This is a genomic window from Streptomyces acidiscabies (assembly GCF_020010905.1).
GTDB lineage: Bacteria > Actinomycetota > Actinomycetes > Streptomycetales > Streptomycetaceae > Streptomyces > Streptomyces acidiscabies.
Genome location: NZ_JAGJBY010000001.1, coordinates 3,776,294 through 3,790,336, shown reverse-complemented (window position 1 = coordinate 3,790,336; position 14,043 = coordinate 3,776,294). Strand labels below are relative to the sequence as shown.

The window sequence follows — 14,043 nt, the reverse complement described above, 5'->3', positions numbered from 1 at the left end:
ACGCACTCAAGAGCTGGGGCTACGAGATCACCGCCTTGGAGAGTCCCGCTGACATTGCCGCACACGCTCGATACGCCCGTGGAGTCTGGACCGGCGGCTGCACGGAGGAACCGCCGTTCTGACCCCGGACGCAACGTGGCCCGCACAGGCGACCGTCTGCCGCTTACGGCCGACGTGCTGCGGCGGATCGAGCAACGGGTCGAAAATCGGTGGTCACCTGAGCCGACCGAGCCCACGCTGTACGCCATGGAAGAACCGCTCCACAGGATCCGCGCGCTCCACACAGCGTCCACGATCACCGTCTACCAGGCGTACTCCTCCGAGATCGGACTGCCCGCGATCCGAGACGGCCGTTTTCCGGCCGCGTGGAAGCCTGGCCGCATGACGTGGATCAAGCCCAGTTTCATGTGGATGATGTACCGATCCGGCTGGGGCACGAAGGAGAGCCAGGAGACCGTCCTCGCCGTCGAGATCACTCGCGACGGCTTCGACTGGGCGCTGCGCCATGCCTGCCTGTCGAGTTACGTCCGCGGACTGCATCCCGATCGCGACACCTGGCAGCGTGACCTCAAGCGCGCACCGGCCCGTGTGCAGTGGGATCCCGAACGTGATCTGCACCTGCGTCCCCTGCCGTACCGCTCGCTGCAACTGGGGCTCTCGGGTGAGGCATCGTCGCGTTACGCGGACGAGTGGATCGTGTCCATCAGCGATGTGACTCCGCTCGCCCGCGAGATCCACGCACTCGTCAGGGACGGCCAACTGGACTCAGCTGCCCGATTGCTCCCCCAGGAGCAGGAGTACCCCGCCGGAGCAGAACTTCTGGCCCACCTGTCTCCCTGACCACCTCCAGGCCGCCGGGAGGCCGGTCTCCGGGCGGTACGCCTGGTGCACGGTGAGGGTGGTGTCGGTGTGCCGGGCTCGGATCTGGTGCTTCGGATGTTCCACGCGGCAAGCCTCGCCGGTCGGGCAGGGGCGGGGTCATCGAATATCAACTCAAGGACGGTTTGTCGTGGGCTCTTGGATCTGTCCCCGTGATCCCCAAGACTCGGTGGTATGACCCAGCGTGTGGAACTTGCCACCGTGATGGACCGGTTGGCCGTCGACGAGTTGATCACCGACTATGCGAGGGCCGTGGACGACGCCGATTGGGGGGCGTACGAGGCGTTGTTCGTGGGGGACGGGCGGGCCGACTACACCTCGGCCGGGGGGATCGAGGGGGGTGTGCGAGAGGTTGTCGCGTGGCTGGCGGAGAGCATGCCGTTGTTCGTGATGCGGCAGCATCTGATCGTCAACCGGCGGGTCGAGTTCGGGCAGTTGGAGCAGGATCTCGGGGACACGGCCCGCGTGCGGGCGGACTTCGTCAACCCGATGCGGTTCGCGAACGGGGAGGCGCCCGGGACGGTGCCGGACTTCGTCGCCGGGGGACGGTACGCGTTCACGCTCGTGCGGACGTCCGCCGGATGGCGGTTCACGGAGGTCGTCGTCGAGGAGAAATGGCGCCGACTGGCCGAGCCGCCCCTGTCGTAGACCGCCGGGCCCGCGCACACTGGACGCACATCGACAGGGAGGCGCCGTATGACAACCCGCTGGTCGACCTCCCCCCGTACCCGTACGGCGCTCGCCGCGCTCGCCGGCGCCCTGCCGGTGCTCGCGTTCCCCGCGCCGGGGCTGTGGTGGTGGGCGTACGCGGCGCTGGTGCCGTGGCTGCTGCTCGTGCGGACCGCGCCGACGGGGAAGCGGGCGGTGTACGAGGGGTGGGCCGGGGGGTTCGGGTTCATGCTGGCGATGCACCACTGGCTGCTGCCGAGCCTGAACGTGTTCACGTTCGTGATCGCGGGGTTGCTGGGGGCGTTGTGGGGGCCGTGGGGGTGGTTGGTACGGAGGCTGCTGGGTACGGGGCTCGAAAGCGGCGGGTCGGATGATCACACCGGACGGGGCCGGGGCGAGCCCGGTGGCGAGGTGCTCGGCGCGGAGGAGCCAGGCCGAGGCATGCCCGGCGAGGAGGAGCCCAGCCGAGACGCCCTCACCCCAACACCCCCCACCCGCAAACAAACCGCAACCGCCCTCCTCGTCCTCCCCTCCGCCTGGCTCCTCGTCGAACTCGTCCGCTCCTGGCAAGGCCTCGGCGGCCCCTGGGGCATGCTCGGCGCCAGCCAATGGCAGGTCGAACCGGCATTGCGGCTCGCCTCCGTCGGCGGCGTCTGGCTGCTCAGCTTCCTCGTCATCGCCGTCAACACGGCCCTCGCGATCCTGATCGCCGTACCTGCCTCCCGTACGCCCGCCCTGGCCGCGCTGCTGGCCACGGCGACGGCGACCTCCGCCGCGTACGTCGGCGCGCCGCGCCCCGAGACCACCGGCCGGACGAGGATCGCCGTCGTTCAGGCCGGCGTGATCGACGGCCCCGACCGCCGGTTCGACCGCGAGGAGCAGCTCACCCGGCAGCTCATCGGACAAGATGTCGATCTGATCGTGTGGGGCGAGAGCAGTGTCGGGTACGACCTGAAGGACCGCCCCGACCTGGCCGGACGCCTCGCCGCACTGTCGGGCGCGACCGGCGCGGACATCCTCGTGAACGTGGACGCGCGCCGCTCGGACCGCCCCGGCATCTACAAGAGCTCGATCCTGGTGGGCCCGGACGGCCCGACCGGCGACCGGTACGACAAGATGCGGCTGGTGCCGTTCGGGGAGTACATCCCGGCGCGCTCGCTGCTCGGCTGGGCCACGTCCGTCGGGAAGGCGGCCGGCGAGGATCGCAAACGCGGCACACGCCAGGTCCTCATGGACGTAGGGGACGACCTACGGATCGGCCCGATGGTGTGCTTCGAGACCGCGTTCCCCGACATGAGCCGGAGCCTCGCCCGCAAGGGCGCCGACATCCTCGTGGCCCAGTCCTCGACCTCGTCGTTCCAGCACAGCTGGGCCCCGGCGCAGCACGCGTCCCTGGGCGCCCTGCGCGCCGCCGAGACGGGCCGGACGTTCGTCCACGCGACGCTCACGGGCGTCTCCGCGGTGTACGACCCGTCGGGCCACCACGTCGGCAGGACCCTCGGCACGAGCACGAGCGCGACGGCCGTGTACGAGGTCCCGCTGGCCAACGGCCGTACGCTGTACGCCCGTTACGGTGACTGGACGGTGTACGCGGCACTCCTGACGCTCGCCGCGTACGCCGTCACCCTCAGGCTCAGGCGGACACCTCGCGCACGACCCGCTCGCACAGCTCATGCGTCGCCAGCGCGTCCCGTGCGCTGAGCGTCTTGCCCGCGCGCACGGCGTCGAGGAACGCCAGCACCACCTGCTCGATGCCCCGCTGCCGGGCCACCGGCACCCAGTCCCCGCGCCGCCGTACGCTCGGCTGGCCCTTGTGGTCGATGATCTCCGCGAGGTTGACGACCTGCCGCTTCGTGTCCTGCCCGGAGACCTCCAGGACCTCCTCGTTCGACCCGCTGAGCCGGTTCATCACGCCGAGCGCGGTGAAACCGTCGCCCGCGAGTTGCAGGACGACGTGGTGCAGGAGCCCGTCCTCGACGCGCCCGCGCACGGTGACGTCCTCGACCTCGCCCGGCACGAGGAACCTCAGCGTGTCGACGACGTGGATGAAGTCGTCGTACACCATCGTGCGGGGGTCCTCCGGGAGCCCTATGCGGTTCTTCTGCATGAGGATCAGCTCGCGCGGATGGTCGGCGCACTGCGTGTACCCGGGCGCGTGACGCCGGTTGAACCCGACGGCCAGCGAGACGCCGCGCGCCTCCGCGAGTTCCACCAGCCGTACGCAGTCGGCGAGTTGATACGCCAGCGGCTTGTCGACGTACGTCGGCACGCCCGCCTCCAGCAGCCGCGTCACGATCTCCGGGTGCGCGGCGGTGGGCGCGTGCACGAACGCGGCGTCGAGATCCTGGGCGAGCAACTCATCGAGTTCGCTGTGCCGTTGGGCGACCGGCACCCGGAACGCGTCCCCGACTTCCTTCAGCGTCGCGGGAGTTCGGGTGTGCAGGTGCAGTTCGAGCCCCGGCGACCCGCCCAGCACCGGAAGATACGCCTTCCGCGCGATGTCCCCGAGCCCGATGCAGCCGACCTTCACGCCTACTCCTCACGTCGCCGTCCGCTTCGCAGCATACGGGGGCGCGGGTCCGGCGACCGAGAGCGCCGCCCCCGGGAACCCCTCTCACCAGCTAGTCTTCCGCGACAGCTCCCACACCATCATGATCGTCGCCGGGTCCAGCGACCGCTCCCCGCCCGCGATGTCCTCGCTCGCGGCGAGATACTGCTTCCCCTGCCACAACGGCAGCAGCCGCACGTCCTCGACGAAGAGCTGCTGGGCCGCCTGGAAGTCCTTGACGACGTCGGCGCGGTCGCTCTGTTCGCGGGAGCGCGGGAGCAGTACGTCGGTGATCTGCTTGATGTCGTAGGGCGTACCGAGCGCGTTCTGCCGCCCGACGAACGGCGCGACGAAGTTGTCGGGGTCGGGGAAGTCCGGCTGCCACCCGCGCCCGAACACGGGGTACTCCCCCTTCTGGTACCCGAGGACGTAATCGTTCCAGGGCCGGCTCTTGAGCGTCACCCGGAACAGCCCGGACGCGTCCAACTGGGCCTTGATCTCGTTGAATTCGAGCCCGGTGTCGGAGCCGTACCGGTCGGTGGTGTACCAGAGGGTGAGCGGTACGGGCGTGGGGACGTCGGCCGCGTTCAGGATCTTGCGCGCCTTGCCGGCGTCGGGTTCGCCGAAGACGTCGAAGTACGGCGTCGTGTGCCCGGTGAGGCCCTGCGGGACCATGGAGTACAGGGGCTCGACGGTGTCCTGGTAGACCTTGTGGGCGATGGCGCCCCGGTCGATGGTCTGGGCGACGGCCTTGCGTACGGCGATGTTGTTCGCGGCCGGGTCCTTGGGGTTGAAGACGAGGTAGTTGATGGCGCTCCCGGCGCCGTCGTGCAGTTCGAGTCCCTCGTTCTCGTCGCTCTTGTTCTCCAGGGAGACGACGTCGTCGGCGGCGAGCCCCTGGTAGGTGATGTCGATGCCGCCGCCGCGCAGGGACTTGACCATGCTGGCGGAGTCCTGGAAGTAGCGGATGGTGACGGCGTCGTTCTTGCGGTCGGCGGACCCCTTGTACGTCGGATTGCGGACGAGGACGGCCTCTTTGCCCTGGTCGTAGGCGTCGAGCCGGTACGGCCCGGAGCCGATGACCCGGGAGTCCTTGCGCAGCGAGTTGTCGGGGTAGGCGACGGCGGGTACGAGGGAGAGCGCGGGGGTGGCGAGGACGAACGGGAAGGTCGCGTCGGGCTTGTTGAGCCGGAAGACGACGACGCGCTCGCCCTTGGTCTCGACCTTGTCGAGGGAGCCGAGGAGCCCGGCGGGACCGGTCTGCGCGTTGATCGCGCGGATGCGGTCGACGGAATGCTTGACGGCCTCGGAGTCGAGCTTGTCGCCGTTGGAGAACTTCAGCCCGGGTCTCAACTCGCAGCTGTAGACGCGGTGATCGGCGCTGAAGGAGCAGCTCTGGGCGGCGTCCGGCTCGGGCGAGGTCGCCCCGTTGGGGTAGGAGAGCAGCGTCTGGTAGACGTTGCGGAACAGCTCCCAGGAGCCGTCCCAGGCTCCGGCCGGGTCGAGAGTGCTGGGCGCGCTGGTGGTGCCCACGACGATGGGCCCCTTGTCCCCGGAACCGCTGTCGGAGAGGTAACCGCAGCCTGCGGCCATCCCGAGGGAGGCGATCGCCGCCACACCCCGCAGGCTTCGCTTCATGAACACGCGCACGCTCCTCGATCAGCCGTACCAAGGGGGGTTGGCGCGAGACCCTACCGCAGTGCGGCGCGGCGTGAACCGGTTCCTCGTACACGTATTCGTACGAGGAGGAGTACGCCGAAGGCGCCGCCCCCGGTCAGGAGCGACGCCTTCACAAAGAGGCCCAGCAAGAAGCCCGGATGGGCCCAACCCCGCTTATCCCACAGCCGCGTTGAGGAAGATCCCCCCGTCGACCACGAGCGTCTGCCCGGTGATCCAGTCGGACTGGTCGGACGTCAGGAACGCGGCCGTCCCCCCGATGTCGGACGGCACACCGAGCCGCCCGAGCGGGTACGCCGCAGCCGCCTCCTCCTCACGCCCCTCGTACAGCGCCTCGGCGAACTTCGTCTTGACGACGGCCGGCGCGATCGCGTTGACCCGCACCTTCGGCGCGAACTCGTGCGCGAGCTGCTGGGTGAGGTTGATCATCGCGGCCTTGCTCATGCCGTACGCGGCGATGAACGGCGAGGGCGCGATCCCGGACACGGACGCGATGTTGACGATCGCGCCGCCGTTGTCCTTCTGCCAGGCGTGCCAGGTCTTCTGCGCGAAGCCGAGCGCGGAGATCACGTTGGTCTCGTAGACCTTGCGGGCAACGTTCAGGTCGAGGTCGGCGAGCGGCCCGAACACCGGGTTGGTCCCTGCGTTGTTGACCAGGAAGTCGACGCGCCCGAAGGCCTCCATCACGCGGCCGACGACCTCGGCCTGGTGGTCGAGGTCGTGCGCCTTGCCCGCGACGCCGATGACCCGGTCGGCGCCGAGCCGGTCGACGGCTTCCTTGAGGGCGTCCTCGTTGCGGCCGGTGATGCACACGCGGTCGCCGCGCGCGACGAGCGCCTCGGCGACGCCGTACCCGATGCCTCGGCTGGCGCCGGTGACCAGCGCGACCTTGCCGGAGAGTTCAACAGTCATGGAGGGCTTCCTAGTTGAGCGGTCCGCCGGCGACGTACATGACCTGGCCGGAGACGAATCCGGCCGCCTCGCCGGTGAAGAAGGCGATGGAGTTGGCGATGTCCTCGGGCTCGCCGACGCGCTGGACGGGGATCTGGGTCGCGGCGGCCTTCTTGAAGTCCTCGAAGTCCATGTTGACCCGGTCGGCGGTGGCCTTGGTCATCTCGGTGGCAATGAAGCCGGGCGCGACGGAGTTGGCGGTGATGCCGAACTTGCCGAGCTCGATGGCGAGGGTCTTGGTGAAGCCCTGCAACCCGGCCTTGGCGGCGGAGTAGTTGGCCTGGCCGCGGTTGCCGAGCGCCGAGGAGGAGGAGAGGTTGACGACCCGGCCGAACCCGGCGTCGACCATGTGCTTCTGGACCGCGCGGGTCATCAGGAACGAGCCGCGCAGGTGCACGTCGAGGACGGTGTCCCAGTCGGACGCGCTCATCTTGAACAGCAGGTTGTCGCGCAGCACGCCCGCGTTGTTGACGAGGATCGTCGGGGCGCCCAGCTCGGCGGCGACGCGCGCGACGGCGGCCTCGACCTGCGCCTCGTCGGAGACGTCCGCGCCGACGGCGATGGCCTTGCCGCCGGCCGCGGTGATCTTCTCGACGGTGTCCTTGCAGGCGGCCTCGTCCAGGTCGATCACGGCGACCGCGCGGCCCTCGGCGGCCAGCCGTACGGCGGTGGCGGCGCCGATGCCGCGCGCCGCGCCGGTGACGATCGCGACGCGCTGTTCTGTGGTGGACATGTGCTGCTTCTCCTCGCCCTTGAGAAAATCCGCGGCCCTGAGATTCAGTGAGCAACCGCTTAGTACCTTCGCCACCCGTGACGCTAGAAGCCCCGGCACTCCGTGTCAACGGGCCACCCGGCCACTGTGATCGATTACCTCACCAGCAGATCCAGCAACCGCTCCGCCTCGGCCGCCGGGTCCCCGGTCAGCCCCGTGTGCACGGGCCCCGGCTGCACGATCGTCGACCGGGGCGCGACGAGCCACCGGAACCGCTTCCCGGGATCGTCCCCGGCGCTCTGCCCGGCGGCCTCGCAGACCCGCTCCACGGCCCCCAGCGCCGCCCGCACACCCTCGACGTCCGCCCGGGGGTCCAGCGCGAGCAACCGCGCCTCGTCGAGATGCGTACGGGCCCCCACGTACCCCTTGGCGCGGCAGTACACCAGCACGCCCGCGTTGACGCACTCACCGCGCTCCACGCGCGGGACGATGCGCAGGAGCGCGTACTCGTAGACGTCCCCGGCGGAGTTGTGCCCGTCCCGGGTGATGTGCCGCTCGGTGAGCTGTCCGGCCATGTGGGTGAGGTGCTCGGTCATGCGCTGATCCCCTTCACGCGCGTGTGGATGTCGGCCGCCCGCGCCAGCAGCGGCGTCGTGTACGCCCGGCGCAGCGCGTCGGGGTCGTCGAAGCCGGTCTCGCCGGTCAGCCACTCGTCCGGGATCTCGGCGGTGACCTCGGCGAGGAGTTCCTCGGTGACCTGCGGGGCGAGGTCGGCGGCGGCGCCCGCGACGTCGGGCGCGAAGGTCGCGAGGGCGTGGTCGGAGGCGTCGTAGGGACGCGCGGCGGAGGCTTCGGCGGACGGCCAGTTGTGGTGCCAGATCATCGTCGCGCCGTGGTCGATGAGCCAGAGTTCGTCGCGGTGCATGAGCAGGTTCGGGTTGCGCCAGGAGCGGTCGACGTTGTTGATCAGCGCGTCGAACCAGACGATCCGCCCGGCGTCCTCGGCGCTCACCTCGAAGGCCAGCGGGTCGAAGCCGAGCGCCCCGGAGAGGAAGTCCATCCCGAGGTTGGTGCCGCCGCTGGAGCGGATCAGGTCCTGCACCTGCTGGTCGGGCTCGGCGAGTCCGAGGACCGGGTCGAGCCGTACGGTGACCAGGCGCGGCATACGGAATCCGAGCCGCCGGGCCAGCTCGCCGCAGACGACCTCGGCGACCAGCGTCTTGCGGCCCTGGCCCGCGCCGGTGAACTTCAGGACGTAGGTCCCGAAGTCGTCGGCCTCGACCAGACCCGGCAGCGAACCGCCCTCCCGCAGGGGCGTGATGTAGCGGGTGGCGGTGACGTCCTTGAGCATCCGCCCAGGTTACCGAGGACGGACCGACAGCTCGACGACAGCTCTGGCTTACGCCCGCCCGACCGCCCGCACGCGAGTATCGCGGGACGTCCGGATCGGGGACGTCCGGATCGGGGGCCGCGCTGAACGGTTCGCGGCCAGGAACCGTACCCGTGTGCGTATCCCGAGAGTCCCACCCCCACGAAGGGAAACCTCAGCATGACCAGCGGACCGCTCAAACCCCTCGCAGGACCCGCTCGCCGCACCGTCGTCACGGCGGCCGGAGCCGCAGGGCTCGCCGTCGCGCTGACCGCGTGCGGAAGCTCCGACGACTCGTCGCCGGCGGCCGGCTCGAACGACAGCGGCACCACGGGCTCGACCGGTTCGACGGGTACGTCCGAGACCCCGGCGGCGACCGGCGGTTCGGCGGGCGGCAAGGCCCTCGCCGCCACCGCGGACATCCCCGAGGGCGGCGGCAAGGTCTTCGCCTCGGAGAAGGTCGTCGTCACCCAGCCGACGGCCGGCACCTACAAGGCGTTCTCCGCCGTCTGCACCCACCAGGGCTGTGCGGTCAAGAGCGTGGCGGACGGCGTCATCAACTGCCCCTGCCACAACAGCAACTTCTCCATCGAGGACGGCAGCGTGAAGAGCGGCCCGGCCCAGAAGCCGCTCCCGTCGGTGAACATCGCGGTCAGCGGCACCAACATCACCCTGGCGTAGTACGGGAGTTGAACCCCGCCACCACCTCGTCCGTGGTCGCGACCGTAGCGACCAACGCGAGTGTGTGGCGGACCATCGCGGGGGTGTACTCCGACGGCACCCCCGCGATCGCGTCCGACGCGACGACGACCGTGTAGCCCAGGTTCACCGCGTCGAACACCGAGTTGGGGATCGCGACGTTCGCGGACACCCCCACCACGATCAGCGTCCGGCACCCCAAGTTCCGCAGCAGCGCGTCCACTTCGGTCCCGTGCAGCGGAGACAGTCCGTGCAGTCTCCGTACGACGATGTCGCGCCCGTCGACCTCGACCGGCGCCGCGACCCGCACCGCGTGCGAACCGGCGAGCTGCTGGACGGGGAGCCGCTCGGCGGCCCGGAACAGCCGCGCGTTGCGGCTCGCGCCCTTCCCGTCCGGCCGGCGTTCCGCGACCGCGTGGACGACCTGTACGCCGACTGCGTGTGCGGCGGCGACCAGCCGGGCGACGTTGTCCAGCGCGCCCGACTTCCTTGCCTCTGCGGCGAGTTGAGGCAGGGCGGCGTCCTCTCCGACGACCCCCTCCTGGCACTCCACCGTGAGCAGAACCGTATTCTCGATGTCGAGAATCACATCTCCTCCTGGCTTCCGGGTCGCCCGAGAGGGTAGCCACCATTGCGTCAGCCCGGAAGGCGGCCCATCCTGGTTTCTGACGGTCCGTCAGAGGATCTTTCGGTGTCCTGTGAGGAAACCCAGCGGGGCCGGACGTAAGGAAAGACAGAACGAGCCAACAGAAAAAGGGGGGCCGCATGACTGCCACTCAGCGCCGGGGCCGCAAGATCATGATGACGCCGGGGGAGCTGGACGAGTTCCTCGACACCCAGCGCACCTGCCGGGTGGCCACGGTGTCGACGGACGGCGCTCCGCACGTCAGCGCGCTGTGGTTCCTCTGGGACGGGACCTCGCTCTGGCTGTACTCGGTCGTGCGCAGCAAGCGGTGGACCCATCTGCGCCGGGATCCGCGCGTCGCGATCGTCGTCGACACGGGCGAGGAGTACGACCAGCTCCAGGGCGTCGAGCTGTCCGGAACCGTCGAGTTCGTCGGCGAGATCCCGCGCACGGGGGAGCTGTGCGCCGAACTCGACGCCGTGGAGACGCGGTTCGCGCGCAAGAACTTCCGGGTGGACTCGATGCCGCACGACGGGAGGCACGCGTGGATACGGCTGACGCCGGAGAAGGTGGTGTCGTGGGACTTCCGGAAGCTGGGTTCCTGAACGGGGGTTGCGGGAGGCCGGGCGGCCCGAGGTCCGTTCAGGGGATCTGACACCCGCTCAAGACACCTTCTCCGACGCCGACTTGAGCGCCTCCACCGCCGCCCTGATCGACGGGCGGCGGTCGGCGTCGGCGCGCCAGACCACGTACACGTGCCGGCGCACCCCCTGCCGCAGCGGCACGGTCACCACACCCTCGGGCACCGGGTTGCGGCCCAGCAGAGGCGCGATGCAGACACCCAACCCGGCCTGGACGAGCCCGAGTTGGGTGTGCGTCTCGCCGGCCTGATGCGCGATCAGCGGCTCGATGCCCCGCGCCCGCAGCGTGAACTTGAGCCACTCGTGGCAGAACTCCCCCTCGGCCCACATCACCCACCCGTCCTCGGCGAACTCCCCGAGGTCGGCCTCGTCGCGCCCGGCGAGCGGATGGTCCGCCGGCAGCGCGACGGCGACCGGGTCGTCGAGGAGGTGCGCCTTGGCGAGGCCGTCCGGCAGCGGCATCGGCTTGTTGTACCAGTCGAGGACGACGGCCAGGTCCAGGTCGCCGCCGACCACCCCGGCGACCCCGCGCTCGGGCTCCAGCTCCCGCGAGCGCACCCGCAGCGCCGGATGGTCCCGCCGCAGGGCGCCCAGCGCGGCCGGGAACAGTCCGCGCGCGGCCGTCGGGAACGCCGAGATCCGCAGCTCCCCGGCGACCTCCCCGCGCTGCGCCTCCAGATCGGCCTCGGCGACCTCGACCTGCGACAGGATGCGTCGCGCGTGCTCGGCCAGCAGCACCCCGGCGTCCGTCAGCCGCACCCCGCGCCCGTGCTTGGCGAGCAGCTGCCGCCCCGTCTCGCGCTCCAGTTTGGCCATCTGCTGGGAGACCGCCGAGGTCGTGATGTGCAGGGCCAGCGCGGCGGCGCTCACCGAGCCGTGCCGGGCGAGGGCGTCGAGGGTGCGCAGGCGCTCCAGGTTCAACATGTAAGCAATACTACGAGGTACCTCGCTCGAATTCTCGATTGTGCTACGAGGTCGGCTCCCCCACAGTTGGCCTCATGAGCCACCTGGACTGGCGCCTTCGCTTCGCCGCCCTCTCCCTGATCTGGGGTTTCAGCTTCCTGTTCATCAAGGTCGGCACGGACGGCTTCGCCCCGCTCCAGGTCACCCTGGGCCGCCTGGTCTTCGGTACGGCGGTGCTGGCGATCGCGCTGGCCGTGAAGCGGGAGCGCCTCCCCCGGGACGCCCGCACCTGGGGCCACCTGACGGTCGCCGCGTTCCTCCTCAACGCCCTGCCGTTCTCGCTGTTCGCGTACGCCGAGCTGACCATCCCCTCCAGCCTCGCCGGGATCTGCAACGCGACGACGCCCCTGTGGGGCATGGCCCTCTCCCTGGTCGCCCTCTCCGAGGACCGCCCCACCCGCGTCCGCTTCGCGGGCCTCGCCCTCGGCTTCCTGGGCGTCCTCACGGTCCTCGGCGCGTGGCAGGGCTTCACGGGCCTGGAGCCCCGAGGCACGTCCCTCGCCCTCGCGGCCTCCCTCAGCTACGCCGTCGGCTGGATCTACGTACGCCGCACGCTGTCCACCCGTACGGAGTCGGCGCTCTCGATGACCGGCGCGCAACTCCTGCTGGCGACGGTCCAGTTGGCGCTGATCACGCCGTTCCCGCACAGCTTCCCGACGCCGTCGCTCCTGTCGGTGGCGGCGCTGGGGGCACTGGGCACGGGCCTGGCGTTCCTGATGCAGTACGGGTTGGTGGCGGAGGTGGGGCCGACGACGGCGCAGATGGTCACGTACTTCACACCGGTGATCGCGACGGTGGCGGGAACGGCGTTCCTGGGAGAGAACCTCACATGGTCGACGCCGGTGGGAGCGGCAATCGTCCTGGCGGGAGCAGCTCTAACGCAGGCCAAGCGTGTGTCTTTTAGGGGCGCGGGGAACTGCGCGAGCAACCACGAAGCACCCGCACCCGAAAAACAAACAACCTAAACCACACCCCAACTGGAAGCGGGTCGAACAGCCTCAGCCACAGCATCCGCAAAATCCCCAACCTCCTCCTCCCGCAGAGAAGAAACAGTCACCCGAACCCCAGGCCCGGAATTCACCCGAAACCTCCCACCGGCAGCAACAGCCCACCCCTCCCGCAACAACCGAGCCACCACCCCCGTCTCATCCTCAACGGGAATCCATACCCCCAACCCACTCCGCCCCCGAGCCTCGACTCCCCTTTCCCGCAAAGCCCCGATCAACATCTCCCGCCGCCTCCGATAAACCCCACCCACCACAACCGGATCCACACCCCCACGCTCCCACAACCACACCACAGCCCGCTGCACCACCAGACTCACCCACCCCGCCCCCAACCGCTGCCGCCCCCGAACCCGATCCACGGTCACCGCATCCCCGGCCATCACGGCAACCCGCAGATCAGGCCCATAAGCCTTGGCGACAGACCGCACAAATGCCCAATGCCGAGTAACCCCGGCCAACGGACAAAGCGGCAGATCCACAATCCCGTCCCCATGATCGTCCTCGATCACGACAACCTCGGGATACTCCCCCAGCACCCGGCGCAATTCCCGAGCCCGCCCGGCACTCAAAGCGGCCCCCGTAGGATTCTGCGCCCGATCGGTGACGACAACAGCGCGCACCCCGAATTCCAGAGCGGCCCGCATCCCCTCGACAACAGGCCCTTCATCATCAACGGCAACAGGAAAAACCCGAAGCCCGAGCGCCCCCACAAGATCAAGCATCCGATTCCACCCAGGATCCTCGACGGCGACAGAATCCCCGGGCTTCAGATGAACCCCCAGCACCCGCTCAACCGCGTCCAACGCCCCTGAGGCGACGACCAACTCCCCCGCAGGCACCCCGTCCGCATCGAACGCGGCCCGAGCCAGTCGCCCCAACTCGGCGTCGACGGGCGCCTCCCCGTACAACACCGGCGCCCGACCAGCCGTAGCCGCGACGAACGCGGGCCCGAGCGCGGGCAACAACGCCGGATCAGGGTTCCCGTCGGCAAGATTCCGCACCCCCACCGGCACGGAGACGACCGCCCGCTCCCTCCCGGTCGTAGCGGGCCGCGCCCGCACCCGGCTCCCCCGCCGCCCCTGCGTCTCGATGACCCCCCGCTCCCGCAGGATGCGGTACGCGGCGGCGACGGTATTGGGATTGACTCCGAGCGTGACAGCCAACTCCCGCATGGGAGGCAGTAGTTGACCGGGCTCCAGCGCCCCCTCCCCCACCGCACGCTCGATGCTCGCGGAAATGTCCACCGCACGCCGACCCTGGATCGGATACTCTCCTAGCACAAACATGAGTATGCACTAGTGCA

The 14,043-nt window shown here is 69.8% G+C and carries 15 protein-coding genes; 6 read left to right on the top strand and 9 right to left on the bottom strand.

Features of this window, described 5'->3' with window-relative positions:
* Window positions 1–246: 246 nt before the first annotated feature.
* The 3 genes from J8M50_RS17590 (at window position 247) to lnt (ending at window position 3,249) form a co-directional block, all read left to right on the top strand.
* Window positions 247–840 (top strand): DUF4291 domain-containing protein, encoded by a 594-nt coding sequence (locus tag J8M50_RS17590; RefSeq protein ID WP_029184413.1) that lies wholly within the window; start codon window positions 247–249, stop codon window positions 838–840.
* Between the two features lie 213 nt (window positions 841–1,053).
* On the top strand, window positions 1,054–1,527 hold the full coding sequence (locus J8M50_RS17580; RefSeq protein ID WP_010358235.1) for a nuclear transport factor 2 family protein: 474 nt from the start codon (window positions 1,054–1,056) through the stop codon (window positions 1,525–1,527).
* Window positions 1,528–1,575: 48 nt separating this feature from the next.
* Window positions 1,576–3,249 carry an apolipoprotein N-acyltransferase gene (gene lnt / locus J8M50_RS17575; RefSeq protein WP_010358233.1) on the top strand — a complete coding sequence of 558 codons (1,674 nt, stop codon included), beginning with the start codon at window positions 1,576–1,578 and terminating at the stop codon, window positions 3,247–3,249.
* Here the strand turns inward: lnt and J8M50_RS17570 are convergent.
* The 6 genes from J8M50_RS17570 to J8M50_RS17545 form a co-directional block, all read right to left on the bottom strand.
* Window positions 3,182–4,078 carry a Gfo/Idh/MocA family protein gene (locus J8M50_RS17570; RefSeq protein ID WP_010358231.1) on the bottom strand — a complete coding sequence of 299 codons (897 nt, stop codon included), beginning with the start codon at window positions 4,076–4,078 and terminating at the stop codon, window positions 3,182–3,184. The genes lnt and J8M50_RS17570 overlap by 68 nt on opposite strands.
* Before the next feature lie 84 nt (window positions 4,079–4,162).
* Entirely contained in the window at window positions 4,163–5,734 is a 1,572-nt protein-coding gene (locus tag J8M50_RS17565) for an ABC transporter substrate-binding protein (protein ID WP_263303528.1), read from the bottom strand.
* Between the two features lie 195 nt (window positions 5,735–5,929).
* On the bottom strand, window positions 5,930–6,685 hold the full coding sequence (locus tag J8M50_RS17560; RefSeq protein WP_010358228.1) for an SDR family oxidoreductase: 756 nt from the start codon (window positions 6,683–6,685) through the stop codon (window positions 5,930–5,932).
* Window positions 6,686–6,695: 10 nt separating this feature from the next.
* Window positions 6,696–7,457, bottom strand: coding sequence for a 3-oxoacyl-ACP reductase FabG (fabG, locus tag J8M50_RS17555; RefSeq protein ID WP_010358227.1), 762 nt, complete (start codon window positions 7,455–7,457; stop codon window positions 6,696–6,698).
* Between the two features lie 134 nt (window positions 7,458–7,591).
* The gene (locus tag J8M50_RS17550) at window positions 7,592–8,011 is read right to left on the bottom strand and encodes a DUF3037 domain-containing protein (protein ID WP_223786308.1); all 420 of its coding nucleotides are present in this window, start codon (window positions 8,009–8,011) and stop codon (window positions 7,592–7,594) included.
* A gap of 17 nt (window positions 8,012–8,028) precedes the next feature.
* Window positions 8,029–8,787: a HipA family kinase gene (locus J8M50_RS17545; protein WP_010358224.1), complete on the bottom strand. Its 759-nt coding sequence runs from the start codon at window positions 8,785–8,787 to the stop codon at window positions 8,029–8,031.
* 198 nt (window positions 8,788–8,985) lie between these two features.
* Here J8M50_RS17545 and J8M50_RS17540 point away from each other — a divergent pair, with 198 nt between their 5' ends.
* On the top strand, window positions 8,986–9,486 hold the full coding sequence (locus J8M50_RS17540) for a Rieske (2Fe-2S) protein (protein WP_010358223.1): 501 nt from the start codon (window positions 8,986–8,988) through the stop codon (window positions 9,484–9,486).
* On the opposite strand, the gene J8M50_RS17535 is transcribed toward J8M50_RS17540, so the two are convergent.
* Window positions 9,473–10,093: a cysteine hydrolase family protein gene (locus tag J8M50_RS17535; protein WP_010358222.1), complete on the bottom strand. Its 621-nt coding sequence runs from the start codon at window positions 10,091–10,093 to the stop codon at window positions 9,473–9,475. The genes J8M50_RS17540 and J8M50_RS17535 overlap by 14 nt on opposite strands.
* 176 nt (window positions 10,094–10,269) lie before the next feature.
* On the opposite strand from J8M50_RS17535, the gene J8M50_RS17530 reads away from it, so the two are divergent.
* Window positions 10,270–10,734 carry a pyridoxamine 5'-phosphate oxidase family protein gene (locus tag J8M50_RS17530; RefSeq protein ID WP_010358220.1) on the top strand — a complete coding sequence of 155 codons (465 nt, stop codon included), beginning with the start codon at window positions 10,270–10,272 and terminating at the stop codon, window positions 10,732–10,734.
* A 57-nt stretch (window positions 10,735–10,791) separates the two neighbouring features.
* On the opposite strand, the gene J8M50_RS17525 is transcribed toward J8M50_RS17530, so the two are convergent.
* On the bottom strand, window positions 10,792–11,694 hold the full coding sequence (locus tag J8M50_RS17525; protein WP_010358218.1) for a LysR family transcriptional regulator: 903 nt from the start codon (window positions 11,692–11,694) through the stop codon (window positions 10,792–10,794).
* Between the two features lie 74 nt (window positions 11,695–11,768).
* Between J8M50_RS17525 and J8M50_RS17520 the strand changes: the two genes are divergently transcribed.
* Entirely contained in the window at window positions 11,769–12,698 is a 930-nt protein-coding gene (locus tag J8M50_RS17520; RefSeq protein ID WP_010358216.1) for a DMT family transporter, read from the top strand.
* On the opposite strand, the gene J8M50_RS17515 is transcribed toward J8M50_RS17520, so the two are convergent.
* Window positions 12,695–14,020: an aminotransferase class I/II-fold pyridoxal phosphate-dependent enzyme gene (locus J8M50_RS17515; RefSeq protein WP_029184412.1), complete on the bottom strand. Its 1,326-nt coding sequence runs from the start codon at window positions 14,018–14,020 to the stop codon at window positions 12,695–12,697. The two genes, J8M50_RS17520 and J8M50_RS17515, sit on opposite strands and share 4 nt — an antisense overlap.
* Window positions 14,021–14,043 lie beyond the last annotated feature (23 nt).

What these genes read in the sequence shown, in the direction of transcription:
- J8M50_RS17525 (WP_010358218.1), bottom strand. Translation starts at nt 11,694, where the DNA reads ATGTTGAACCTGGAGCGCCTGCGCACCCTCGACGCCCTCGCCCGGCAC.
- J8M50_RS17580 (WP_010358235.1), top strand. Translation starts at nt 1,054, where the DNA reads ATGACCCAGCGTGTGGAACTTGCCACCGTGATGGACCGGTTGGCCGTC.
- J8M50_RS17530 (WP_010358220.1), top strand. Translation starts at nt 10,270, where the DNA reads ATGACTGCCACTCAGCGCCGGGGCCGCAAGATCATGATGACGCCGGGG.
- J8M50_RS17540 (WP_010358223.1), top strand. Translation starts at nt 8,986, where the DNA reads ATGACCAGCGGACCGCTCAAACCCCTCGCAGGACCCGCTCGCCGCACC.
- lnt (WP_010358233.1), top strand. Translation starts at nt 1,576, where the DNA reads ATGACAACCCGCTGGTCGACCTCCCCCCGTACCCGTACGGCGCTCGCC.
- J8M50_RS17560 (WP_010358228.1), bottom strand. Translation starts at nt 6,685, where the DNA reads ATGACTGTTGAACTCTCCGGCAAGGTCGCGCTGGTCACCGGCGCCAGC.
- fabG (WP_010358227.1), bottom strand. Translation starts at nt 7,457, where the DNA reads ATGTCCACCACAGAACAGCGCGTCGCGATCGTCACCGGCGCGGCGCGC.
- J8M50_RS17590 (WP_029184413.1), top strand. Translation starts at nt 247, where the DNA reads ATGGAAGAACCGCTCCACAGGATCCGCGCGCTCCACACAGCGTCCACG.
- J8M50_RS17565 (WP_263303528.1), bottom strand. Translation starts at nt 5,734, where the DNA reads ATGAAGCGAAGCCTGCGGGGTGTGGCGGCGATCGCCTCCCTCGGGATG.
- J8M50_RS17550 (WP_223786308.1), bottom strand. Translation starts at nt 8,011, where the DNA reads ATGGCCGGACAGCTCACCGAGCGGCACATCACCCGGGACGGGCACAAC.
- J8M50_RS17545 (WP_010358224.1), bottom strand. Translation starts at nt 8,787, where the DNA reads ATGCTCAAGGACGTCACCGCCACCCGCTACATCACGCCCCTGCGGGAG.
- J8M50_RS17520 (WP_010358216.1), top strand. Translation starts at nt 11,769, where the DNA reads ATGAGCCACCTGGACTGGCGCCTTCGCTTCGCCGCCCTCTCCCTGATC.